This window comes from Streptomyces sp. NPDC102270 (assembly GCF_044766405.1).
In the GTDB taxonomy this organism is placed as follows: Bacteria; Actinomycetota; Actinomycetes; order Streptomycetales; family Streptomycetaceae; genus Streptomyces.
Genome location: NZ_JBIWLX010000023.1, coordinates 15,037 through 36,883, shown reverse-complemented (window position 1 = coordinate 36,883; position 21,847 = coordinate 15,037). Strand labels below are relative to the sequence as shown.

20 protein-coding genes are annotated in these 21,847 nt (G+C 73.0%); 1 reads left to right on the top strand and 19 read right to left on the bottom strand.

What is annotated here, in order from left to right; all coding sequences use genetic code 11:
- Positions 1 to 45: 45 nt before the first annotated feature.
- The 18 genes from ACIRP7_RS38080 to ACIRP7_RS37995 form a co-directional block, all read right to left on the bottom strand.
- A complete protein-coding gene (locus ACIRP7_RS38080) occupies positions 46 to 1,320 on the bottom strand; it encodes an ATP-grasp domain-containing protein (protein WP_403669229.1) in 1,275 nt (424 codons plus the stop codon).
- Positions 1,317 to 2,681 (bottom strand): PLP-dependent aminotransferase family protein, encoded by a 1,365-nt coding sequence (locus ACIRP7_RS38075; RefSeq protein WP_403669226.1) that lies wholly within the window; start codon positions 2,679 to 2,681, stop codon positions 1,317 to 1,319. Before ACIRP7_RS38075 ends, ACIRP7_RS38080 begins: the two co-directional genes overlap by 4 nt.
- A 63-nt stretch (positions 2,682 to 2,744) precedes the next feature.
- A complete protein-coding gene (locus ACIRP7_RS38070) occupies positions 2,745 to 3,047 on the bottom strand; it encodes a YciI family protein (protein ID WP_403669223.1) in 303 nt (100 codons plus the stop codon).
- Positions 3,048 to 3,103: 56 nt separating this feature from the next.
- Complete coding sequence (locus ACIRP7_RS38065; RefSeq protein WP_403669220.1) at positions 3,104 to 3,859, bottom strand: SDR family NAD(P)-dependent oxidoreductase; 756 nt, start codon at positions 3,857 to 3,859, stop codon at positions 3,104 to 3,106.
- Between the two features lie 6 nt (positions 3,860 to 3,865).
- Complete coding sequence (locus ACIRP7_RS38060) at positions 3,866 to 5,107, bottom strand: MFS transporter (RefSeq protein ID WP_403669217.1); 1,242 nt, start codon at positions 5,105 to 5,107, stop codon at positions 3,866 to 3,868.
- Positions 5,107 to 7,413, bottom strand: a complete 2,307-nt coding sequence (locus ACIRP7_RS38055) for a transposase (protein WP_403669214.1) — start codon at positions 7,411 to 7,413, stop codon at positions 5,107 to 5,109. The genes ACIRP7_RS38060 and ACIRP7_RS38055 overlap by 1 nt, the downstream gene beginning before the upstream one ends.
- 155 nt (positions 7,414 to 7,568) lie before the next feature.
- Positions 7,569 to 8,849 (bottom strand): hypothetical protein, encoded by a 1,281-nt coding sequence (locus ACIRP7_RS38050; protein WP_403669212.1) that lies wholly within the window; start codon positions 8,847 to 8,849, stop codon positions 7,569 to 7,571.
- Positions 8,846 to 9,712 carry an FAH family protein gene (locus ACIRP7_RS38045; RefSeq protein ID WP_403669210.1) on the bottom strand — a complete coding sequence of 289 codons (867 nt, stop codon included), beginning with the start codon at positions 9,710 to 9,712 and terminating at the stop codon, positions 8,846 to 8,848. Before ACIRP7_RS38045 ends, ACIRP7_RS38050 begins: the two co-directional genes overlap by 4 nt.
- A 74-nt stretch (positions 9,713 to 9,786) precedes the next feature.
- A complete protein-coding gene (locus tag ACIRP7_RS38040; protein ID WP_403669207.1) occupies positions 9,787 to 10,938 on the bottom strand; it encodes an enolase C-terminal domain-like protein in 1,152 nt (383 codons plus the stop codon).
- On the bottom strand, positions 10,928 to 11,809 hold the full coding sequence (locus tag ACIRP7_RS38035; protein WP_403669204.1) for an alpha/beta hydrolase: 882 nt from the start codon (positions 11,807 to 11,809) through the stop codon (positions 10,928 to 10,930). Before ACIRP7_RS38035 ends, ACIRP7_RS38040 begins: the two co-directional genes overlap by 11 nt.
- Before the next feature lie 36 nt (positions 11,810 to 11,845).
- Entirely contained in the window at positions 11,846 to 13,537 is a 1,692-nt protein-coding gene (locus ACIRP7_RS38030) for a GH3 auxin-responsive promoter family protein (RefSeq protein WP_403669201.1), read from the bottom strand.
- Between the two features lie 441 nt (positions 13,538 to 13,978).
- A complete protein-coding gene (locus ACIRP7_RS38025) occupies positions 13,979 to 14,182 on the bottom strand; it encodes a hypothetical protein (RefSeq protein WP_403669198.1) in 204 nt (67 codons plus the stop codon).
- Positions 14,179 to 14,865, bottom strand: coding sequence for a hypothetical protein (locus tag ACIRP7_RS38020; protein ID WP_403669195.1), 687 nt, complete (start codon positions 14,863 to 14,865; stop codon positions 14,179 to 14,181). The genes ACIRP7_RS38025 and ACIRP7_RS38020 overlap by 4 nt, the downstream gene beginning before the upstream one ends.
- A 242-nt stretch (positions 14,866 to 15,107) precedes the next feature.
- Positions 15,108 to 15,914, bottom strand: a complete 807-nt coding sequence (locus ACIRP7_RS38015; RefSeq protein ID WP_403669192.1) for a carbon-nitrogen family hydrolase — start codon at positions 15,912 to 15,914, stop codon at positions 15,108 to 15,110.
- A 45-nt stretch (positions 15,915 to 15,959) separates the two neighbouring features.
- Positions 15,960 to 16,721, bottom strand: coding sequence for an SDR family NAD(P)-dependent oxidoreductase (locus ACIRP7_RS38010; protein WP_403669189.1), 762 nt, complete (start codon positions 16,719 to 16,721; stop codon positions 15,960 to 15,962).
- Between the two features lie 52 nt (positions 16,722 to 16,773).
- Complete coding sequence (locus ACIRP7_RS38005; protein WP_403669569.1) at positions 16,774 to 17,412, bottom strand: TetR family transcriptional regulator; 639 nt, start codon at positions 17,410 to 17,412, stop codon at positions 16,774 to 16,776.
- 472 nt (positions 17,413 to 17,884) lie between these two features.
- Positions 17,885 to 18,841 carry an NAD-dependent epimerase/dehydratase family protein gene (locus ACIRP7_RS38000; protein ID WP_403669186.1) on the bottom strand — a complete coding sequence of 319 codons (957 nt, stop codon included), beginning with the start codon at positions 18,839 to 18,841 and terminating at the stop codon, positions 17,885 to 17,887.
- A complete protein-coding gene (locus ACIRP7_RS37995) occupies positions 18,838 to 19,500 on the bottom strand; it encodes a ScbR family autoregulator-binding transcription factor (RefSeq protein ID WP_403669183.1) in 663 nt (220 codons plus the stop codon). The genes ACIRP7_RS38000 and ACIRP7_RS37995 overlap by 4 nt, the downstream gene beginning before the upstream one ends.
- Before the next feature lie 141 nt (positions 19,501 to 19,641).
- Here ACIRP7_RS37995 and ACIRP7_RS37990 point away from each other — a divergent pair, with 141 nt between their 5' ends.
- Positions 19,642 to 20,592: a ScbA/BarX family gamma-butyrolactone biosynthesis protein gene (locus ACIRP7_RS37990; protein WP_403669180.1), complete on the top strand. Its 951-nt coding sequence runs from the start codon at positions 19,642 to 19,644 to the stop codon at positions 20,590 to 20,592.
- A gap of 328 nt (positions 20,593 to 20,920) precedes the next feature.
- Here the strand turns inward: ACIRP7_RS37990 and ACIRP7_RS37985 are convergent, their stop codons facing one another.
- The gene (locus tag ACIRP7_RS37985; RefSeq protein ID WP_403669177.1) at positions 20,921 to 21,826 is read right to left on the bottom strand and encodes a LysR family transcriptional regulator; all 906 of its coding nucleotides are present in this window, start codon (positions 21,824 to 21,826) and stop codon (positions 20,921 to 20,923) included.
- Positions 21,827 to 21,847 lie beyond the last annotated feature (21 nt).

The following is a 21,847-nucleotide window of genomic DNA, read 5'->3' as shown; positions in this document are numbered from 1 at the left end:
AAACGAACCTGAGAAAGGGGAGAGAGAGGAGAAAGCGGGGCGACTTCAGGCGACGCGGTAGACCGCGTTCTTCAGGGCGCGGACCTTCTCGTAGCCGGCCGTGAGCGTCGTCTCGTCCGGGGCCGTGAGATAGACCCGGAGCGGAGTGGTCAGCAGGTCGACCGTGGGCCTGATCCGGGAGCCGGGGGCGAGCTTGACCGTCGCGGAGAAGACGCTCTCCAGCGAGCGGATCTCCGCCACGGCCGTCTCGTCGACGGACTCCACGACTCCGTCGAGCTGGGTCGGGGTGTTGTAGACGACGGCGGGCTGGAGCCTGGTGTACGTCCGGCCGCCGTACTGCGCGCGGAACTCCTCGGGGCGGGTGTACGCCTGCGCGGTGAGCGCCGCCTGGTTGTGGCCCAGGCACACGTCGTGGAAGGGGGCGCTGATGTTGCCGTTGAGGCGGGTGCCGATCTCGACCAGGACGGGGCCCTCGTCGGTGACGATGACCTCGGCGTGGGCCGGTCCCCAGGCGACGCCCAGGGCGGCGAGGACCTCGTCGACGTACGCGGTGAGCTCGGCGACGACGGGGTCGGTGTCCGGGTCGGCGAGCAGGTCGCGGTTGTAGATGTTCTTGCCGGACGGCAGCAGTGTCTTCTCGTACTCCCAGACCCCGCACACATAGCGCTCGCCGCCGCTGCTGACGGTGTCGACGATGTACTCGGTGCCCTTGAGATAGGACTGCACGAGGATCTCGGTGTTGGCGATGCCGAACATGTTCGGGGCGTCGAGGACGCCGTGGGCGGCGGCACGGACCGCTTCGGGGCCGGCGCAGACGACGACGCCGTCGGAGGCGGCCGAGCTGAGCGGCTTGACGACGACCGGGTAGCCGCCGTGGTCCTCGGCCCAGGCCACCGCGGCGTCCGGGTCCTCGGTTTTGAACTGCCGTACGCAGCGCACTCCCGCCCGCCGCAGTGTCTCGGTCATCTCGTACTTGTCCCGGCGGGCCGGGGACAGCGCCGAGCCGTTGGACGGCACGCCGACCGCCTCGCTCAGCCGATCGGCGAGCGGCACGGACGACTCCTGGCCGGCGATCACGCACACCGGGTCCAGACCGCGCAGCACCTCGACGAGTTCGGCCTCGTCGGTGGCGACCAGGGTGTCGTCGTAGGCGCTGAGATCCGGCGGGGCCATCGCCGGGATCAGCTCCGGGGTGCTCTGCACGTGGACGACGGCCGTGCCGTGGGCGGCGAACGCGGCGGGATAGAAGTTGCCGGCGGAGTAGCCGTCGACGACGACGGCGACGCGGCGCGGGCCGTCCGTGGCGGACGAGGTGCTCATGCGTGGGCCTCCGATGCGGACACGAACTCGGGCTGGAGCAGGGGAACGGATTCCGCCTCGATGAAGCGGGCCAGGCGGGCGATGCCCTCGCGGATCGCGGCGGGGGTGAGGTTGCTGAAGCCGAGGCGCAGGGCCCGTTCGCCGCCGCCCTCGAGGTGGAACATGCTCATCGGCGCCCAGCTGACCGCGTAGTCGCGCGCCGAGCGTTCCATGGCGACCAGGTCGGCCTCGAAGGGCACCTCGACGACCAGGAAGAACCCGCCGCGCGGGCGGTTCCAGCGCACCCCGTGCTCGGCGTACCGCTCGGGCGGGAAGTGCTCGGCGAGGGCGTCGAGAGTGGCGGCGAGCCGTTCCTGGTAGACGGCGGCCAGCTCGCGGGTGGCGGAGCGCAGGTCGTGGTCGGCGTCGACGAGGATGCCGCCGATCGCCGCCTGGGAGAGCGAGGAGGAGCCGACCGTGAACATCGCCTTGGCCTTGGAGAGTTCCTGGGCGAGGGTGCGCCGGACGCCGTCCTCGCCGACGACCTCGCGGTCACCGACCAGATAGCCGAGGCGGGCGCCGGGGAACGCGGACTTGGCGAAGGAGCCCAGGTAGACGACGTCGCCGCGGGTGTCGAGGGACTTCAGGGTCGGCAGTCGCTCCTCGTCGCTCGCGAAGAGCCCGTACGGGTTGTCCTCCAGGATGGTGAACCCCTCCTCGGCGGCCAGCGCGAGCAGTCGCCTGCGTGCCTCCAGCGGGACGACCGTGCCCGAGGGGTTGGAGAAGTCGGGGACCAGGTAGAGCGCGGTGGGGCGTTTTCCCTCGGCGCGTACGGCCCGTACGGCGGCGGCCACGGCCTCCGGTTCGAGGCCGTCGGGGCCCTCGGTGATGCCCTTGACCGGGATGTCGAGCATGCGGGCGGCGCCCCGGATGCCGACGTACGCCGGGGACACGGACAGCAGGACGTCGTCGGGTGAGCGGAACAGTCCGCGCAGTGCGACGAGCGCGGCCTCCTGGAAGCCGTGCGTGATCATGATCGCCTCGGGTGCGACATCGATGTCCTCGTCGCGGGCGAGCATGCGGGCCACCTCTTCCTGGATGAACCCGTTGACGGGTCCGTACTGGAAGTGCAGCCGGGTGATGCGCTGCTCGGGCACGCCCCGCTCCCGCAGGTGCCTGATGTACCGGTCGACGTAGTACGAGAGTTTCGCGAGGTCGTGGGTGCCGTCGTGGGGCGCTCCCGAGGAGAACGACAGGGCTTCGGGGAACCTCATCGCCGTCTCGCTGAGCAGGCGCATCGAGTCCATGGCCGGATCGACGATGCCGGCGTGCAGTGCTTCACGGGGCAGGGCGGGGTCTTGTCGAACTGGCGTCGTGGTCACGTCAGTTGGATCCTTCCGGGGTTCGCGGGCGAGAAGGGTGGGAGGGGAGGCGCGTACGTCGTGTCAGGCCGCCGACGGCTCGGGCGCGGCGATCCACGTCCCCTTGCCGGGGGCCCACTGGCGGATGCGGACGTGGCAGACGATGCCGCCCTGGACGTAGGGCTCCGCGGCGAGGATCTCCTGCAGGCGCTCGCGGTCCTCGGCCTCGTAGACCAGCAGGCCGCCGTTGGTGTCCTGGAGGGGGCCGGCGAGCAGCAGTACGCCGCTGTCGGTGAGGGTGCGCAGGTAGTCGGTGTGGGCGCGGTGCAGGGGCTCGCGACCCGCGCGGTCGACGTTGTACTCGAACTCGACGACGAACTTCGCCATGGGTGTCTCCTGGAGTCCTGGAGGGGGTCGGCGGGGGCGGCGGGCAGCGGCGGGACTCACATGTAGAGGCCGCCGTTGATGTCGATGACGGAACCGGTCGAGTAGCCGGCGCTCTCGGAGCAGAGGTGGAGCACGCTGCCGACGGCCTCGGCGACCGTGCCGTAACGCCCCATCGGGAGCCGGGACATGACGTCCTTCTTGGACTCCTCGGTGCGGCGCTCGAAGGCGCCGGCCACCCGGTCGGTCGCGATCGGGCCGTGCGCGACGACGTTGGCCACCACACCGGTGCCGGCCAGCTCGTACGCCATCTGCTTGGTCATGCCGATCACGGCGGCCTTGGCGGCGACGTACGCGGCGTTGTTGAAGTGGCTGTAGGTACGGCCGCCCGCCGAGGCGAAGTTGACGATGCGGCCGTAGCCGTCGGCGGCCATCCGCGGGGCGCACACCTTGACCGCGATCCAGCTGCTGACGACGTTCTCCAGGAACGTCTGGTCGAAGTGGTCCGTGGTCAGGTCGGCGTAGCCGATCACGCGGGTGTCACCGCCGACGCCGTTGACCAGGATCGACGGGGCGAACCGGTCGACGATGTCGGTCAACTGGGCTTCCGCCGCCGGGATGTCGGTGATGTCGCCGACGACGGCCTCGACCTTGGTGAGCTCGCCCAGTTCCTCGGCGAGCCGGTGCACGGCCGCCGCGTCACGGTCGAACAGGACGAGGGTGTGGCCCTGTTCGGCGAGTGCGCGCGAGACCTCCTTGAGGATGCCTCCGGCGGCACCGATCAGCAGGGCGGTGCGGGGGGTGGGTGCGGACATGCCGGTTCACCTTGTCTCTCGGGTCAGCTGTTCTGCGGTGTCGAGGTGGTCACTTAGGGGAGCCGGTGGCTTCGCGAAGCCCGCGAGCCGTGGCAGCAGGGTGAAGCCGAGCGTCACCAGGCAGCCGAGGCCGAGGACGGTCATCCACAGCGCCCCGTAGCCCTGGGTGTGGGCGAGGGCGAGGCCGGCGGGGCTGCCGACGACGAACGCCGCGTTCCAGGCGAAGAAGTAGGAGCCCTGGTAGGAGCCGCTGCGACCGGCGGGGGCCCGGTCGGCGATGAAGGTCGCGGACATGGGGGCCCACAGCACCTCGCCGAGCGTCCACACGACGGTGGCGAGCGTGAAGGAGACCATGCCGTCGGCCAGGACGTTGGCGCCGAAGCCGACGGCCATGAAGGCGGCGGCCAGGACCAGCGGAATGTGCGGGCGCATCCCGCGGACGAGGCGGGGCACGAGCGGCAGGAGCAGGACGGACAGTACCGCGTTGACCGCGAGGACGAACCCGATGCCGCCTGCGGTCAGTCCGCTGTCCCGCATGTCCAGCGGGAGCGCGGAGTTGACCTGGAGGTAGATGCAGGCCAGCAGGAAGGTCAGCAGCAGGAAGGCGACCAGGACCGGGGTGCGGAAGGGTTCGGCGATACCGCGCGCGGCCGATGCGAGGGCGGCCGCGGCTCCGGCGGGCCGGTCGGTGGTCCGGGGCAGGGGGTCGGCGGGCACGGCGAACACCAGGGCCGCGTACAGCAGGCTGGAGACCGCCCAGACGACGAAGAGGGCTTTGGGGCTGACTTCGAGGAGGAACCCGGAGAGCACGGGACTGAGCGACATGCCGATGTTGAAGCCCACCAGGAAGAGGCTGTACGCCTTCGAGAACTGCTCCTGGGGCACGATCGCGGAGATCAGTCCGGCCCCGGCCGGCCGGTCGACGGACGACAGGAACCCGGTGATCAGCGAGAGCGCGCACAGCGCGGCCACGTTGTCGGCGACGGCGAACAGCAGGGCCATCCCGGCGGTGAACGGCTGGGCGGCGACGATGGTGCGGCGCGGCCCGATCAGGTCGGCGACGGCCCCTCCCACCAGCCCGGACAGCACCACTCCGGCTCCGAAGAGGCCGATGACGAGCGGGGTCGTACCGGGGGCGACGAGGTCGTTCTGCTCCAGGTAGAGGACGAGGAAGGCGGGCGCGAGGGTTCCGAGCCGGCTGACGGTCTGGCCGCACCACAGCAGCCAGAACGCCTTGGGGAGGGCCATCAGGAGCATCCCGTTCGTGTCGGTGTCGTCAGGGTCCGTGCCCGGCGTGGCGGACGGCCGGGCTGGGGTCCGCGCGAGGCGCGGGCGGGGTGGGTGGGGGGCGTGCCGGCGCGGCCGAGGGCGCCGTAGGCGAAGGCGGCGGAGACCAGGGTCATGTGGTGGTGCCAGCCGGGGTAGGAGCGCCCTTCGAAGGCGCGCAGTCCGAAGTCGTCGGCCAGCCGTTCCAGGGTGTCGGCGGCGCCCGAGTGCAGCCGGGCCAGGGCCGGCACCTCGCGGGCGGGCCGCTCCACGAGGTCGGTGAGCCAGAACCGGTCACCACCGGCCTCGTCCGGCCGCCGCTCCACCATCAGCCGGAGCGGGACGGGAACCCCGGGCAGCCGGACCGGCACCCCGGACACCACGGAGGGCTGCTGCGCCGACCAGGCGTCCTGCCCGGCCAGCAGATCCCGCACGAGCAGCCTGCCCACCCCACCCCGCGAAGCGGGGCCGCCGGCACGGGCTGCCGTGAGCAGGCCACCAGTACCGGCTGACCTGGGCACTCCAGCACCGCCGGCTGCCGCGGGCGGACCATTACCGGCCGGCGTGGACGAGCCACCACCGCCGACCGACACGGACTGACCACCACCGGCCCGCACGGCCAGCCCGCCCCGACCTGCCCGCGCGGACAGACCACCGTCGGCCGGCATGGGCAGACCCCCACCGGCTGACGCGGGCACTCCCGCACCGCCGGCTACCGCGGGCGGACCATTACCGGCCGGCGTGGACGAGCCACCACCGCCGACCGACACGGACTGACCACCACCGGCCCGCACGGCCAGCCCGCCCCGACCTGCCCGCGCGGACAGACCACCATCGGCCGGCATGGGCAGACCCCCACCGGCTGACGCGGGCACTCCCGCACCGCCGGCTACCGCGGGCGGACCATTACCGGCCGGCGTGGACGAGCCACCACCGCCGACCGACACGGACTGACCACCACCGGCCCGCACGGCCAGCCCGCCCCGACCTGCCCGCGCGGACAGACCACCATCGGCCGGCATGGGCAGACCCCCACCGGCTGACGCGGGCACTCCCGCACCGCCGGCTACCGCGGGCGGACCATTACCGGCCGGCGTGGACGAGCCACCACCGCCGACCGGCACGGACTGACCACCACCGGCCCGCACGGCCAGCCCGCCCCGACCTGCCCGCGCGGGCAGACCACCATCGGCCGGCATGGGCAGACCCCCACCGGCTGACGCGGGCACTCCCGCACCGCCGGCTGCCGCGGGCAGACCGCCACCACCCCGCGCAGCGAGACCACCACCGGCCGACGCGGGCGAACGGTCGGCACCGACTGCTGCGGGCAGACCACGACCGCCCGCTGACGCTTGCGGACCGCCACGTCCAGCCCGCACGGTCAGGGGGCCGTCCGTCCGTGGGAGCGAACCACCGCCGTCCCGCGCCGCCGGGCCACCCCCGCCCGTCCGCACGAACCCCGCACCGGACACCCCGGCCCACTGCACGGTGGGCGCCCGGGACGCCCCCGGCACCGTGCGGTCCGGGAGGACGGTGAGGTCTCCGGGTACGGCCAGGACGAAGCGGCGTCGGCGGGACACGAGCCCGGCGACCAGTGCCGCGGTGTCCGCGAAGCCGACCAGGTCGGCGACGACCGGGATGCCGTCCGGGTCGGTCCCCGAGCCGGGCAGGACCCCGTCGACCAGGGCCAGCGCCTGGGCCTCGCCCGAGTCCTGGGTGCCGGCGGCGTCCTCGGGGACGCGGGCCCGGTCGCGCACCTGCGGGTCCGCGGACCACGCACCGGGCAGCAGCAGCCGCCAGTCGACGGGGACCGTCGCCCGGTCCCCGGCGAGGAACGCGCCGATGCCGACCTGGCAGTTGACGGTACGGCCCTCCTGCGGGACGAAGCGGCGGTGCACTCCGCAGGAACGGTCACCGCGCTTGGGCAGCACCGCCGTCCCGAGGAGCAGGGCGCGGGGCCCGGACCTGCGGGCCACCCAGTCGGCCAGCCGGGCGCGGACCGGTTCCCAGTCCCACGGGCTGGCGTTGACGAACTGGTGCAGGGCCTGGGCCGCCGTGGCCGAGTCCGACACGGAGGCCGCGAGCCGCCGTACCGTCTTGCGTCCCGGCGTCATCAGCAGGCCCCGTGTGTAGACATGGGCCCACCTGCGCTGGTCGGCGCGCGGCAGCCGCTCGAAGATCTCCGCGACGAAGGCGTCGAAGGGGTCGAAGGCGGGGTGGTCCGAGGAGCCGGTCCGGACCCGAGGCGCGCCGAGCCCGGGAGCCACCGTGGAAAACGCCCTCACCATGTCGCGTTCCCCTTTCTCTGGAGTCGGCGGACCCCGCCGGTTTCGTGGCCCGCACCAAAAAAATAGAGAACGAACTCTTTGTTTTCAAGCCCGGGGCCGCCCACCGAGGACGACTTTGCCGAGTCCACACCCTCACACCGCTGTCACCTGCGGTTTCACAAACGCGCGAACACGGGCCGCAACAGCACGGCTTCGCTCAGCTCCCGCTCCGCCCGCGCCGCCCAGCTCTCGCCGAGCCCCCGGGAGGAGAGAGCCACCGTCAGCGCGCCCTTGAACGTGGACAGATACAGGGAGCTTCCGGGCCGGCCCTCCCCGCGGGCCGTGACGGTACAGAGCCCCGTGATCCTCGCGGCATGCGGACCGAGCGCGGTGTCCACCGAACCGGCGTCGACGACACGCACCTCCGGTCCCCGGGCCCTCGTCTCCCGCTCCACCGCGTGGCGGATCCCGGCGTGGGCCCGCCGCTCCGGCCGCCAGGCCCGCCCGGCCGCGCACAGCACCGCCGCGTTCGCCCGCGCCCGGCCCAGCGCATCACCGGCCGCCCCGGCGTCGAGCCGGGCCCGCACCAGCCCCAGCACACACCCCGGTTCGGCGATCAGCGTCCGCTCGGCATACCGCCGGCGCAGGGACATCGCCGAGGCCACGGTGACCTCCGGCCGGCCGGTCTCGCGGGCGAGCGCCTCCGCCAGGACGGTCGTGAGGAACCCGCTCACCGTCACCCGCCCCGCCCCGCACCACTCCCGCAGCCGACGGCTCTCGTACGCCGTCAGCGCGAGCGTCACACCATCGGACCTACGACCGCCCCCGTGCCCCCCGGCTCCCCCGGCCACCTGCCCGTCCTCCCGCTCCTCCCCGCGATCGCCCCCGTAGGGCAGCGCCGCCGGCGCCCGCCCCGGCGACGCTGCCTTACCGCACATCCCGCACACACACCCGCCGCCGCCCTCGTAGGTGAGTTCGTCCGTGCCGGGCGGCAGCGCCTGAGCCGCGCGGTCGGCGGCGTCGGGGCCCGGCGTGTCGAACAGGGCGTCCAGCAGGGGCCGTACGAGACGGCCGACGGAGTATCCGTCACAGATCGCGGGGTGCAGGGTGAGGTGGAAACGCGTCGTCCCCGCCGGTCCCGGCCCGGACCGCAGCCGCCACAGCCGCTCCCCCGCCAGCTCCTCGTCCGTCCCGGCCGGTGCCGTGCCCAGGCGGTGCGCGCCGGTCGGCGGTCCCTGCCGGAAGCACAGCCCGCCGTCGGTGCCGGCGATCCGCAGCGAGAGCAGCGGCAGCCGGCCGAGCCACCGCCGCACGGCCCGCTCCACCCGCTCCGGCGAGAACGTGCCGTGCACCGTGAAGGAGGTGGTGAGCCGGCCGCCGCCCCGGGTGAGGGCGTGGGTGTAGGCGAACATGGCCTCCGTGTCGCTGAGTGCGCGCTCCCCCTCGCCCCCGCTCACGATCCCTCACCGACGGCGGCCGAGAGCGCCGGCGACGCACAGCGCACGGTGTTGGACAGGGTCACCCCGTGGCTCGCGAAGTCCAGGGTGACGCGGTCGCGGTCGGCGATGCGGAAGCCGTCGTGGAAGCTGCTGCGGTCGGCGCCGAGGTAGACGTAGTGCACCCGGCCCGGCACGCACAGGGCGTCGTACGAGAACAGCTCGGACATGATGGCGTCGACGCCGTAGTGCAGGGCCTTGGTCCCGGTGGTGAACTCGCCCCGCCAGCACGGTTCGCCGTCCCGCTCGATCGTCACGTGCCCGGTGACGTGGCGCGGGGGTTCGCCGCGGAACAGCCAGGGCGCCACGGCCGCGTCGCAGAGTTTGGCGTAGGACAGGTGGCCCCGGTGGCGGCGGAAGCGGCCGATGTCGGTGAGGTCGTTGCCGAAGGTGTAGCCGGCGTACCGGGGCTCGCCCGCCGCGTCGGTGACGTAGACGAGGACGACCTCCGCCTCCTCGGTCAGCGCGACGGACCCGACGGGTGCGCGCAGCTCCTGTCCGGGGAGTTTCAGCACGTCACCGAGGCCCTTGAGGAACCAGTTCGGCTGGGCCGGGGTGTCCTCGTCCACCTTGACGTTGTGGGTCTGCATGAAGCCCCCGACCATGGCACCGCCGGGGTGGCCGGGCAGCAGCGGCGGCCGGAAGGACACCTCCCCGGCGGGGACGGTCAGCGTCTTCCCCTCGGCGGGGTCCTCGCCGGCGAGCAGCAGCTCGGCCAGGTCCCGGTCGCCGAGCGGTACGAGGCGCAGCGGCTCGCCGTCCCGGGGCAGGCCGAGTCCGATGTGGCGGCGGCCCTGATAAGTGCATTCGAACAGTACGGTCATGGTGGTTCCTGCCTTTCCGGCGAGGTGGGAGGCGAGGTGGGAGGCGTTCACGGCATGGCTGAGGGGGGTGGGGGTCACAGATCTGCCACCGCCCAGCGCTCGGCGTGCGCGGCGAGGTCCATGCCCCAGCCGGTCCCGCCCGCGGGGCGAAGGGTGTTGGTGTCCCGGTCGACGGCCGGGGGCGGGGCGACGATCATCCGCGGGAAGAACCGGTCGGACTGCCCGGCCTCGACGGTGAGGGCATCCGGGTGGCGGAAGGCCAGGGCCCGGCCCGCGTTGATGAGAGGGCCCACCTCGGCGACCTGGACGCCGAACTGGAAGCGGATCCCGTTCTCCCGGGCGTACGCGACGAGCCCGGCGGCCGGCAGCGGTCCGCCGTTCTTCGAGACCCGGATGTTGAACGCGTCGCAAGCCCCGGACTCGACCGCCGTACGGGCGTCCCGGGCCGTGCACACCGACTCGTCCAGCATGATCCGCACCCCGCCGTCGCGGCGCAGCGTGCGCAGTGCCTCCCAGGAGCCCTTGGGCAGCGGCTCCTCGACGTAGTCGACACCCGCCTCGCGCAGGCGGCGGGCGTGGCCGACCGCGTCGGCGGGGGTCCAGCTCATGTTGGCGTCGACCATGACCGGGACGTCGTCGCCGAGCTTGTCGCGCAGGGTGCGCACGGTACGGGCGTCGCGCTCGACGTCGTCCGAGGCCTTGATCTTCACGAAGTGGAAGGGACCGCGGGTGGCGAGGAACTCCTCGGTGTCCAGGCTGAGATCGAGCACCTGGGAGACGGGAAGGCGCGAAGGCGACCCCGCCCCCGCCCCGGCGGCCGGGCCGGGCGGCAACAGGTCCCGCGCGCCCGCCCCCAATCGCCGGCCCAGCCAGTCGAGGACCGCGGTCTCCAGGAGGCAGAGCAGGTTGTTGCCCCCGTCGACGCCGAAGGCGCGGGCGAAGCCGTCCCGGTGCAGCAGGCCCAGCGATTCCTCGGGCCGGCGTCCGGTCAGCCGGGCGAACAGGGCGCCGATGTCGACCTGTTGGAGCGCGCCGCGCACACTCGCGGTGGTCTCGCCGGTGACGTACGACCGGGGTGCGCACTCGCCGAGGCCGGTCACGCCTCCCGCCGACAGGCTCAGGACCAGGCTGTCGGAGGCGCGGCGGCGGGCGGCGGGATGGTCGAACGGCGTCCGCATCGGTAGCTCGACGTGGTACAGCCGGGCCCGCCCGGCCTCAGACACCACGGTTGACCCCCTGGAGCAGGGTGTAGGTCGATGTCCAGTCGACCAGGTCGTCGCTGACGTCGGTGTAGAAGAGGTAGTGCTTGTCGGTGGGGAACCGCATGAGCGCGCCGCGCCCGGACACCAGGTCCTGGAAGACGGACTGGGCGGCGTCGAGGTCCACGATCGGGTCGGTGATCCCGGAGACGAAGGTGGCGGCGGGCACCGGCGCGGTGGTGGGCGCACCGGTCAGATAGCGCCGTTCCAGCTCCAGCAGCACGCCCCGCGACCGGCCCGTCAACTGCCGTACGGCCAGGTCGTCGTGGTCGATGAAGTGCTGGTACTTGACCTCGGCGGTGAAGTCACCGGCCCGCAGCCCCGCGTCCCAGAGCTGATCGCCGCGGTCCGCCGCGATCGCCTTCCGGGTGTCCTCGTCGAGGCCGGCGTGCATCTTGCCGAGCCAGGAAGAGCAGAACACGGCCGCGTCGTACGAGGTGGTGAACCCCTCGTGGCACATCAGGGCCGCCATGAAGGAGCCGCCGAGGCAGTGCCCGAACAGGGACAGCGGTACGGTGTCGCCGATCATCGCCCGGACGAACGCGACGGCCTCGGCGTAGTCGTCGAGGACGGTGTCGGTGTCCGGTATCTCGCCCCGCAGGCCGGGGCTGATGCCGCTGCCGCGCCGGTCGAGGACGAAGAACGCGATGTCGTTGTCGGCGAAGCGGGGGCCCACTTCCCACAGCCACCCGGCGTGGCTCTGGAGTCCGTGGAAGTAGAAGACGGCTCCCTTGATCCGCTCGGGCCGCCAGACGTGCAGGGCGAGCCGGGTGTCGCCGCACGGCACGTCGATGATCTCGCGGCGGATGTTCTGCGGGGGCCTGATGGTCTCGATCACGGTCGAACTCTCCTTGCTGGAAGGGCGGTTGGCGGATCAGTCGGTGACGAGGGCGTCGACGAAGTCGACGTCCTGCTGGAAGGGCTTGTACTTGTACTGGGTGGCGTTGCCCTGCTGCCGCCGGGACTCGACGTACGCGGCGATCGCGCCCTGCGCCACAGTGCGCACCCGCAGCCCTGCGAGGCGGCCGCTGTCCCGCTTCGAGGCGTACTCGATGTTGATGACGGACAGCTCGCGGTCGATCGCCCCGGACAGTTCCCGGTCCAACTCCTCGGCGGGTTCCGGTACTTCGACGACGACGGTGTAGGACGGCAGTTCGTCCCAGCGCGGGCCGCACATGTACAGCCCCGTCTCCAGGCCGCCGGCCGCGAGGCCCTGGCGGATGGCCTGGGTGACCTGGCCCTCGGTGATCTTCTCGCCGGTGAAGGAGTGGAAGACGCCGTCGCGGTGGGTGAAGTGGATCCAGGGCGTACCGTCCACGATCCGGTCGACGCGGTAGATGTCGCCGGTCCACAGCCGGTACAGGCCGTTGCCCTGGGACATGATCAGGTGGTAGTCGCGGCCCGCCTCCACCTCGTCGTACAGCAGCGTCGCGACCTTCTGGCCGGTGTCCAGGAGCGCGCCGAGCGGTACGTCGGCGGGGACGAACTCGAAGTACGCCTGGCTGACCGCGAGCGGCTGGCTGTCCAGCGTGTCGTCCACGGGGATGGTGGTGACGCCCTCGGTCCCGCAGCTCATGAACGGCAGCTTGGCGACGCCGGGCAGGACGGCGTCCAGCCGCGGCCGGTACAGCTCGGCGGAGGCCGACAGCCAGCAGCTGTACAGGGTCAGCGAGGGCCAGACGTCGACGAGGCTGAAGTCGTCCTTCGCCAGCGCGCGTTCGAGGTGGGCGGCGGCCCGCTCGTCGGGGTCGGTCCACGGCCCGCCGTTCAGGGTGCCCTCGCGCAGGTCGCGCACCAGCTCGGTGCCGTGCTCCGCGATCAGGTCGCGCAGTGAGACCAGGGTGCTGGGGTTGATGGCCGAGATGTAGTGCAGGTCCTTGCCGACGAGGTTGCGTACCCGGTGGTACATCCGCCCGGCGTGGCTGGTGGGCGTGTCGGGGCCGAACCAGGGGGACTCGTACCACGGCGGGTTCCAGTCCCGGCTGTTGAGCTGCGGATGCCGGTTGCTGATCGCCTGGTGCTCCACGCCGTGCACGAAGTCGTAGACGTCCTCGCGGACGGTCTGGGTGTCGAGGGTGGCCCAGGGGTGCGCGAGGATCTCGGGGTGGTGTTCCAGGCAGGTGCCCCACATGGCCTTCATCGCGGGGATCCGGTACGTCAGCAGCCAGTGCAGGGTGTACGGGACCCGCTTGGGGGTGCCGGTGGTGCCGCTGGTCTTCAGCCAGCGCAGGACGGGGCTGCACGACAGGACGCCGCCCTTGGTGCGGGTCTCCCGGTCGATCTCCTCGACGAAGTCGTTGTAGCGCATGACCGGCAGGACCGAGCGGAAGCTGCCCGGGTCGTCGGCGATCACGTCGTACCCCTTCTCCTTCCAGTGCAGCGAGGCGGCGCCGATGTCGATGAGGTCGTCGAGGACGCGGGCCTGCGCGGTGGCCGGGTCCTTCAGGTCGGCGAGCAGGCTCTCGCGGGCCTGCAGGCACTCGTCGACGAAGGGGTCACGCCGTGTCTGCCAGTGCTGCTGCCACTGGGAGGTCTGCGGAAGCTGGGGGTTCTGCGCTGTGTCCACTGCTGTCTCTCCTCAAGGAACCGTGCCGACGGCCCGCTTCCGGGCATGCGTCGGCACCGCGCGGCGGTGGCCGGGCGGGGTGGGATGAAGGGGGGTGCGAGGGTGGGGCTGGGAGTGCGTCCCGCCGAGCGGTGTCAGCGGGCGGCTGGGCTTGCGACTGCGGCTGACGCCACGGCCGGCTGGGGCTGCTGGGCGGCTGCGGCTTCGCCCGCAGACGCAACGGCTTCGGCTTCAGCACCGGCGGCTACCACCACGGCGGCAGGGCGGCTGCGGCAGCGGCAGCGGCAGCGGCTTCAGCTGCGGCCACTGCGGCTTCGGCTTCGACGGCTGACGCCACGGCGGGCTTCGGCCGGCTGGGGCTGCTGCTCGGCTGCGGCTTCGCCCGCAGACGCAACGGCTTCGGCTTCAGCACCGGCGGCTACCACCACGGCGTGCTGTCGGTCAGGCGCCGTTCGCCTCGGCGGTTTCGCCGGCCACGAGTGCGGCCAGTTCGTTCAGGTCGTACAGGGCCTGGCGCGGTGTCCCGTATCGGGTGAGCTTGCCGCGGCGGGCCCACTGGCGGATCGTGCCCTCGCGGACGTCGAGGGCGAGCGCCGCGAGGGAGGTGGGGACGCGTTTGCCGGGGGTGGGGTGTGTGCTGTTCATGCCGTCTCCTTGGCCTCGGACATCGACTGACGTCGGTTCAGCAGGAGCCACTGACGTGGCGTCAGGACGTGCCCGGCCCCGCACATCGGTCCGCGCAGCACCAGGTCGTCGCCGCCCCGTTCGGGCAGCGTCACCTCGGCCTCGCAGCCGGGCTCGACGCATCGGCCGAGCGGGACGAGGTCGGGCTTGGGCGGTGTGACCACGAGCCGCAGGGCGGTGGCCACGCGGGCGATCTCGTCGGCCGCCGGGCCCGCCGCGGGGTGGGCGGCCAGCAGACCGGCATACCGGCCGAGGAAGGCGGCCAACGCGGGAACCGTCCGCTCCGGCGGCGCTTCCTCGCCCCCGGTCTCGTCCAGCACCAGCCGCGCCCAGGAGGCCAGGCGTACGACGGCGTCGTGCCGTGCCTCCAGCGCCGCGTCGCTCACGGGCGGGGGGTCCGGGCGGTGGCCCGTGACCCGGGCGAGGCCTCCCTGCCGGGCGGGGAGCACCAGGTGCTGCTCGCTCTCGTGGTGGAGTGCCGGCAGGGCGGCCAGATCGGCGGCCAGGGCACTCCCGCACGGTCCGCAGAGCCGGGCGCCCGGTTCGGCGGGCCTTTGCCGCAGGACACCGGAGCGGGCGGCCCGGCGGCAGCGGCTGGACGCGCACTGCGCCGGGAGGGATCGTCGGGAAACCGGGTCGGCCATGGTCGCCTCACCTTCGGGAAGAGCGGAACCGGGCAACAAAAAAGCGCCGCTCGACGGCGGCGCCACGGCAGTTCAGAAGGCTCCTCGAAAAGGGCAGACTGCCTCGCGAAAGAGTGTTACACGTCTGGGCATTGGGGCGCAAGGGGCTGCCGTAAGAGATACGAGAAGGGAGAACGGGGACGGCGGGTGCCGTCCGCCCGGCAGCCGCGGGGCGGACGGCACCCGCCGTCTTCGGGTACACGTCAGCGGGGCGCCGGCACACCGAGGACCCGGTCGCGCAGGACGGGGAACTCGGCCCGCGTCTTCGCGACGAGCGCCGGATCGAGGTCGACGACGAGCGTCTCCTCCCCCGGCCCGGCCTCGGCCACGACCTCGCCCCACGGATCGACGACCACGCTGTGCCCGGCCTGTTCCACCCCGGCGTGCGTACCGGCCGTACCGCAGGCGAGGACGTACGCCTGCGACTCCACGGCGCGGGCGCGGGCCAGCAGCGACCAGTGGGCGCGGCGCGCGGCGGGCCACCCGGCGGGGACGAGGAACAGTTCGGCACCGGCGTCCACCAGCAGCCGGAACTGCTCGGGGAACCGCAGGTCGTAGCAGGTGGCGAGGCCCGCCGTCAGGCCCGCGCCCGCGTCGCCGTCGAGCACGGCGGTGACGGTCTCGGCGCCCCGGGCCAGCAGGGCGGCCTCGCCCCGGTCGAAGCCGAAGCGGTGGATCTTGCGGTACGTGCGGCGCAGCCGGCCGTCGGGGCCGAACAGCAGGGAGGTGTTGTAGAGCTCGTCCGCCGGACCGCGCTCGATGAGGGAACCGGCGTGCAGCCATACCCGTGCCTCGGCGGCGGCCTCGCTCATCGCCGCGGCGGTGGGCCCCTCCAGCGGCTCGGCGTGCGCGCGGAACGCGTCGAAGGAGAACGCCCCGACGGTCCACAGTTCCGGCAGCACCACCAGGTCGGAGGTGTGCTGCCGGCGGACGAGGTCGGACACACGGGCCCGCCGCTCGGCGGCCGGTTCGTCGGGTCGTACGGCGATCTGGAGGACTGAGGCGCGCACGGGGTCTCCGTTTCGTGGTCGGTGCGTTGGCGGGGGCGGGTGTCGTCAGCGCAGGTGGGAGGCGCCGTTGACGTCGAGTACGGCGCCGCTGCACCACTCGGCCCGGGCGCTGCTCAGCCAGGCCACCGCGGCCGCGACGTCCGAGGGGACGGCGATCCTGCCGAGCGGGCTCTGGCTGCGCACCTCCTCCTCGACGGCTCCGACGAGCATGGGTTCCGTGAGGTCGGTGCGGACGAACCCCGGGGCCACGGCGGTCACCGCGATGCCGAGCGGTCCAAGCGACTGGGCGAGCGACTGGGTCAGCGCGTGCAGGGCGGCCTTGGTCGCTCCGTAGGCGGGGGCGTCGGGTTCGCCGCGGTAGGCGCCGCGTGAGCCGACGTTGACGACGCAGGCGCCCTGCGGCCCCTGGAGCCGGTGCCGCAGATGGTCGACCAGGCACCAGATGAGATCGGCCGGGCCGAGCAGGTTGACGTCGATCAGGCGCCGCCAGTCGGCCTGCCAGTCCTCGTACGAGGTGGTGGCGACGGGCTGCTCGGCGTAGACGCCGGCGTTGTTGACGAGCACGTCGACCGTGCCGAGGCCGGCGACCGCGGCGTCGATGATCTCGCGGGCCGCGCCGGGGGCGCCGACATCGCCGGTGACCAGGATGTGTCCGGTGCCGGGCAGGGCGTCGAGCACGTCCTTCGCGGCCGCGGAGTCGGCACGGCAGTGCACGGCCACGCGGTGCCCGGTGGCGGCGAGTTCGGTGGCGATGGCGGCCCCGATGCCCCGGGAGCCGCCGGTGACGAGCGCACAGCGTCGAGTCATGGATCGAGCCTTTTCGTGGAGGGGGGTTCGGATCATGGGGATCGGCGCGGGGTCAGGACGGCTCCCGCAGGGGCGAGGCGCCGGCCGGACACTCGTGGGCCGCGAGCGGCGGGCCGGGAACGAGCACCAGGGCCCACAGGCACTCCAGTTGGGCGAGCACCTCCTTGCCGGTGCGTCCCTCCCGCAGCGCCGCCTCGGCGCCGGCCGTCAGATAGACGGCCAGCAGTTCCAGTTCCTCGGGCCTGGGCCCGCGGCCGGGGCCGGCCGGTTCCGGGGCGTGGGCCACCAGGTCGCGCAGGACGGCCCGCCAGACGGTGTGCCACCGGGACGGGACGGCCCGCTCCTGGGTCAGCCGGGCCGCCGCGCGGACGGTGACCTCCTCGTCCAGCAGCCGGGCCACGACGAGGGTGAACTCGACGACCGGCAGGAGGGCGCGCCTCGGCGTGAGCCGGGTCAGGGCCCCCCGGGTGATGGCCTCGGCCTCCTGGCAGACCGCGCTCGCCAGGTCCGCCTTGGCGCGGAAATGGAAGGTGAGCGCGCCCATCGTCATCCCACAGGCCCGGTGTACGGCGGACAGTGACGTTCCGGCGTATCCGTGCCGGTCGAACTCGATGGCCGCCGCCGCGATCAACGCCTGGCGGGTGCGCTCCGCTCTCACCTGCTTGACCATGGGCCTGACCTCGGTATTCATCACGGGAACTGACTCCACGGGCCGCCCGGACAGCGGTGTGCGCGCCAAGTGCCCGAGGAGGGGCCCGTCGTGGGCCTCCCATCCGCTCGCGCCGCTGTGGATGACGGGAGGCCGCCGGCCCCGGTCCTGCGAACGTACCGCCGGTTCACGGCCCGGACACCCCCCGTGCCGGCCTCCACGACGACTTGGCCAAGTTCGGCGGGACTTCCCCGGTTTACCCACAACTTCCCTGCCCGACAAGGAACTTCGACGAGGAGGTACGGACCGCCCGAGCCGACGGGGCCAGACCCACCCGACGCGGCGGGACGGACCCGCCCAAGGCACCGCAGGACCGCCCCGCATGGCCCACCGCAGGCCGGCCCCGCTCCACCCACTGTGCCCGCCACGAGACCGACGCCCATCCGGCCCAGCGCGCGACGCCCGCGCAAGCCACCGCAGCACACGCCGTTCAGCGGCGCCGCGAGGCCCCCATTCAGCGTGCTGCGAGATGGGCGCGGTACCAGGGAGCCGCCCCGGTCAGGCGTTCCAGTGGGCCGGGGCCCGGCGGGCAGGACGCGAGCTGCCAGATCTCCTCGCTGCGGTACCAGTGGTCGAGTGCCAGCAGGGCGAACTGCCGCTCGCTGATCCGGCCGGGCACCTCCCGGAGCCGCCGCAGGCACTGCTCCCAGGTCCAGTCATCGGTGGCCGACGGCAGTACGTCCAGTTCCGCGAGCCTCGCCATGAGGTCGCCGCCGCGCACCGGCACCGGGTGACCGGCGTGGAAGACCCCGCACGGCACGGCGTCCGGTGCCGTGGCCAGGGCCGTGACCAGCCGCGCCAGGTCCTCGACGGCCACGAGGGACAGCTGCCCGCGCCCGCCGTCCCAGCGGGCCGGGACCCGCCGGAGCAGTTCGCGCAGGCCGGGCACCACCCAGCGGTCCCCGGCGCCGAGGACCAGACCGGGGCGAAGGACGACGGCGCCCGCGTCGAGCGCGATCCGCTCGGCGGCCAGCCGGGTACGGCTGGCCGCGGACACGGGCGCGGGCGTGACCCCGTCGACGGGGATGCCCCGGTGCGGCCCGGGCCCGTAGACCGCCGCTGTGGACAGGTGCACGATGCGCGGCACCCCGGCCCGCCGGGCCTCCTCGACGACGGCCCGGGTGCCGCCGACGTTGGTCCGTTCGCACTCGTCCTGCGTGCCGTCGACCCGGGCGGCGAGGTGCACGAGGACGTCGGCACCGCTCGCGGCCCCGTCGAGCGACGCGGGGTCCGACAGGTCCGCCTGCCGCCACTCCACACCCACCTCCTCCCGGCGGTCGGCCGGAACGGTCCGTACGAGGGCGCGCACCTCCAGGTCACGGCCGTCCGCCCGGTCGCGCAGCAGCCGGTCGAGCACTGCCCCGCCGACGAATCCCGTCGCGCCGGTCAGCACCACCCGAAGCGGTCTCATGAAGCGGTCTCCTCCGCGTCGTCCGCGTCTTGCGGCGCCTCGGGGGCGCCGTTGTTCTCCGGGAACTCCAGTGTGGCGATGACCTCCGCCGGCGCGAGGGCCGGCAGCAGACATCGCAGCATGGTCTCTATACGTTCGGGCAGGTCGCCCCGGGCGCTGGAGAGCCGCGACATGATCTGCGTGCCGGTGTACGCGGCGACGATCACCTGGGCGAACGCCGCCTCGTCGACACCCGGCCGCAGTTGGCCGAGGTCGCGGGCCTCGGCGAGGTGGGCGCCGAACTGCTCGGCCCACCAGTCGTAGATCGAGTAGTTGAGCAGGTTCACCTCGCTCTGCTCGACGGCGAGCCGGACGCCGGCGCGGAACAGGACGTTGGAGCGCATCTCCACAGCGAGGTACTGGCACACGTCGATCAGCTGCTGCAGACCCTGCTTGCCGCTGGGCCACTTCAGCTCGGCGGCCTGCTCGACGATGACCGCCCGGGCCAGTTCCTCCTTCGACTTGAAATGGAAGTACATGGCTCCGGTTGTGGTTCCGGCCTCTCTCAGGATCGCGTTGAGCCCTGCTCCGTGGTAGCCGACCTGGTCGAACATCTCTGCGGCCGCGCGGATGAGCGCGGCCCTCGTGCGCTCCGCGCGTTCCTGCCGTTGTCGTGCCATCGGCAGACTCCTCAGTACCTGTAGACAAACAAAAAGAACGACCTCTATTTTATTCACGTCGAGGCCGCCTTGTCACCGCCGGCGGCGTCGATTCACCTGCGCGTGCCCAACTCGGACGTCACCGCATCAGGGGGGACCACCATGACCATCGACTTCGCTCACCACGGCCTCACGAATCGTTTTGAGACGGTTTCGGCCGATTACACCCACAAGACGAACCAGGACGAAATGCTGCTCCGCAGCTGGCGGCGGACCGGGCCCGACACCTTCACGGTGACGGCCGCCTGGCCTGCCGCCCACCGGTTCTACGTCAGCCGCCTGGGCCTGTACGACCCGCTCCTGCTCAGCGAGACGGTACGCCAGACGCTGCCGCTGCTGTCCCACGGCGCCTACCAGGTGCCGTTCGGTCACCAGTTGCTGTGGAAGGACTTCAGCTGGACGCTCGACCCCGAGGCCTCGCGGGCCGACGGCGGTCCGGCCGGGCTGGAGCTGCACATCAGCTGCCACGAGGTGACGTACCGGCGCGACCGGGCCTCCGCGATATCCGCGACCGTCGAGGTCGAGCGGGGCGGACACCACCTGGCCACCGCCCACTCGCGCTTCACCATCCAGGACCGCACGGTCTACAACCGGCTGCGCGGAACGTACGCCGACGCCGCCGCGGCCACCGCGCGCGCCGTACCGCTGCCGCCGCCGGCCGGTCTGACGCCCTTCGGGCGCGACCGTTTCGAGGACGTGGTGCTGGCCGCGACCGACCGGCCCGACCACTGGCAGCTGCGGGTCGACACCACCCACCCCGTCCTCTTCGACCACCTCGTGGACCACGCCCCCGGCATGCTCCTCCTGGAGGCCGCCCGCCAGGCCGCGCTGGCCACCGCGCACCCGCGCCCGATGGCCGTCACCGGCATGGACTCGGACTTCGTCAGATACGCCGAGATGGACGCCCCCTGCCTGCTGCAGGCCGAGCGCCTCGCGGAGCCCGGCCGGGTGCGGGTCAGCGCCCGTCAGCACGACCGGGAGATCTTCTCCAGCGTCGTGACCCTGGCCGCCGTAGCCGCCGCGACGACCACCACGGGCAACCTCACCGCCTGACCGTACGACCGCCGGACCCCGGCCGGGTGCGCATCAGCACCCGGCAGCACGACCTCCGGCCCGGACGACCTGCCCCACCCGGCCCGGCGGGGCACAGGCCGGCACCGTCGCGGTTCGGCCGAAGGGTCTTGCGTCGCTCCTCCAGCTCCCCACCCCGCGGCCCTGCGCTGCTGGTGGACCACGCCGACCACACGCGGTCCGCCGGGACGTGGCGACCGCCGCCCCGAAACGCAGCACCCGACCCACGCGCCCACCACACCCCGAGCCGACGCAACAGGTCCGGGCGCAGGTCAGCACCCCCGCAGCGCACGCCGACCCGAACCCCGGATCAGTCCGCCGCCGGGTCGGTGGTGGCCGCGTCCTTCAGGGCCGACAGGAGGCCGCGCAGGGCGGGCTGGTCCAGGGCGGTTTCCCGGGCGACCGCCGAGATGACCCGGACCGGTTCGGGGTTGCGGACGGGGCGTACGACGACACCGGGGTGCCGGCCGCGCAGCCCCAGCCTCGGCATCAGACCGACACCGAGCCCGGCCGCGACGAAGCCCTGCGCGGTGGCGTAGTCCGCGCTGCGGATGACGAAGTCGGGGCTGAAACCGGCCGCCGCGCAGGAGTCGATCACCGGCTCCAGACAGGGGCCGGGCGGTTCGCTGCCGACCCACTGCTCCCCGGCCAGCTCGTTCAGGTCGATGACCTCCCGGTCCGCGAGCGGATGCCCCAGGGGCAGGACGGCGGCGTACGGATCGTCGAGCAGGTGGACCAGGCGGAAGCCGTCCGCCACCCGGCCCCGCGCCTGCACGACCACCGCCAGGTCGGCCCGCCCCCGCACGACCTCCTGCAACGAGTCCTCGGGATCGGCGAGTTCGAGGTCGACCCGTACACCGGGGTGTTCCACGCGGAGCCGGGCCAGGGCCGGGGCGACCAGCGTGGAACCTGCCGTGGCGAAGTAATGGACCGACAGCGTGCCGATGCGTCCGGCGCGCAGGTCGGCGAGAGCGCTCTCCGCCTGGGCGACCGCCGAGCTGATCAGCCCCGCGTGCTCGGTGAGCAGCAGACCGGCCGGAGTGGGCCGCACCCCGCGCCCGACCCGTTCGAGCAGCGCGGTACCGGCCTGCTTCTCCAGCGCCGCCACCTGCTGGCTGACGGCGGACGGTGTGTAGCCGAGGTGGGCCGCGGCCGCGGTGACCGTCCCGCTGGTGACCACCGCACGCAGAACCTGGAGGCGCCTCACGTCAAGCATGTAGCACAGCTTAACAGACTA

What these genes read in the sequence shown, in the direction of transcription:
- ACIRP7_RS38080 (WP_403669229.1), bottom strand. Translation starts at nt 1,320, where the DNA reads ATGAGCACCTCGTCCGCCACGGACGGCCCGCGCCGCGTCGCCGTCGTC.
- ACIRP7_RS38070 (WP_403669223.1), bottom strand. Translation starts at nt 3,047, where the DNA reads ATGGCGAAGTTCGTCGTCGAGTTCGAGTACAACGTCGACCGCGCGGGT.
- ACIRP7_RS38065 (WP_403669220.1), bottom strand. Translation starts at nt 3,859, where the DNA reads ATGTCCGCACCCACCCCCCGCACCGCCCTGCTGATCGGTGCCGCCGGA.
- ACIRP7_RS38060 (WP_403669217.1), bottom strand. Translation starts at nt 5,107, where the DNA reads ATGGCCCTCCCCAAGGCGTTCTGGCTGCTGTGGTGCGGCCAGACCGTC.
- ACIRP7_RS38055 (WP_403669214.1), bottom strand. Translation starts at nt 7,413, where the DNA reads ATGGTGAGGGCGTTTTCCACGGTGGCTCCCGGGCTCGGCGCGCCTCGG.
- ACIRP7_RS38045 (WP_403669210.1), bottom strand. Translation starts at nt 9,712, where the DNA reads ATGACCGTACTGTTCGAATGCACTTATCAGGGCCGCCGCCACATCGGA.
- ACIRP7_RS38025 (WP_403669198.1), bottom strand. Translation starts at nt 14,182, where the DNA reads ATGAACAGCACACACCCCACCCCCGGCAAACGCGTCCCCACCTCCCTC.
- ACIRP7_RS38020 (WP_403669195.1), bottom strand. Translation starts at nt 14,865, where the DNA reads ATGGCCGACCCGGTTTCCCGACGATCCCTCCCGGCGCAGTGCGCGTCC.
- ACIRP7_RS38010 (WP_403669189.1), bottom strand. Translation starts at nt 16,721, where the DNA reads ATGACTCGACGCTGTGCGCTCGTCACCGGCGGCTCCCGGGGCATCGGG.
- ACIRP7_RS38005 (WP_403669569.1), bottom strand. Translation starts at nt 17,412, where the DNA reads ATGAATACCGAGGTCAGGCCCATGGTCAAGCAGGTGAGAGCGGAGCGC.
- ACIRP7_RS38000 (WP_403669186.1), bottom strand. Translation starts at nt 18,841, where the DNA reads ATGAGACCGCTTCGGGTGGTGCTGACCGGCGCGACGGGATTCGTCGGC.
- ACIRP7_RS37995 (WP_403669183.1), bottom strand. Translation starts at nt 19,500, where the DNA reads ATGGCACGACAACGGCAGGAACGCGCGGAGCGCACGAGGGCCGCGCTC.
- ACIRP7_RS37990 (WP_403669180.1), top strand. Translation starts at nt 19,642, where the DNA reads ATGACCATCGACTTCGCTCACCACGGCCTCACGAATCGTTTTGAGACG.
- ACIRP7_RS37985 (WP_403669177.1), bottom strand. Translation starts at nt 21,826, where the DNA reads ATGCTTGACGTGAGGCGCCTCCAGGTTCTGCGTGCGGTGGTCACCAGC.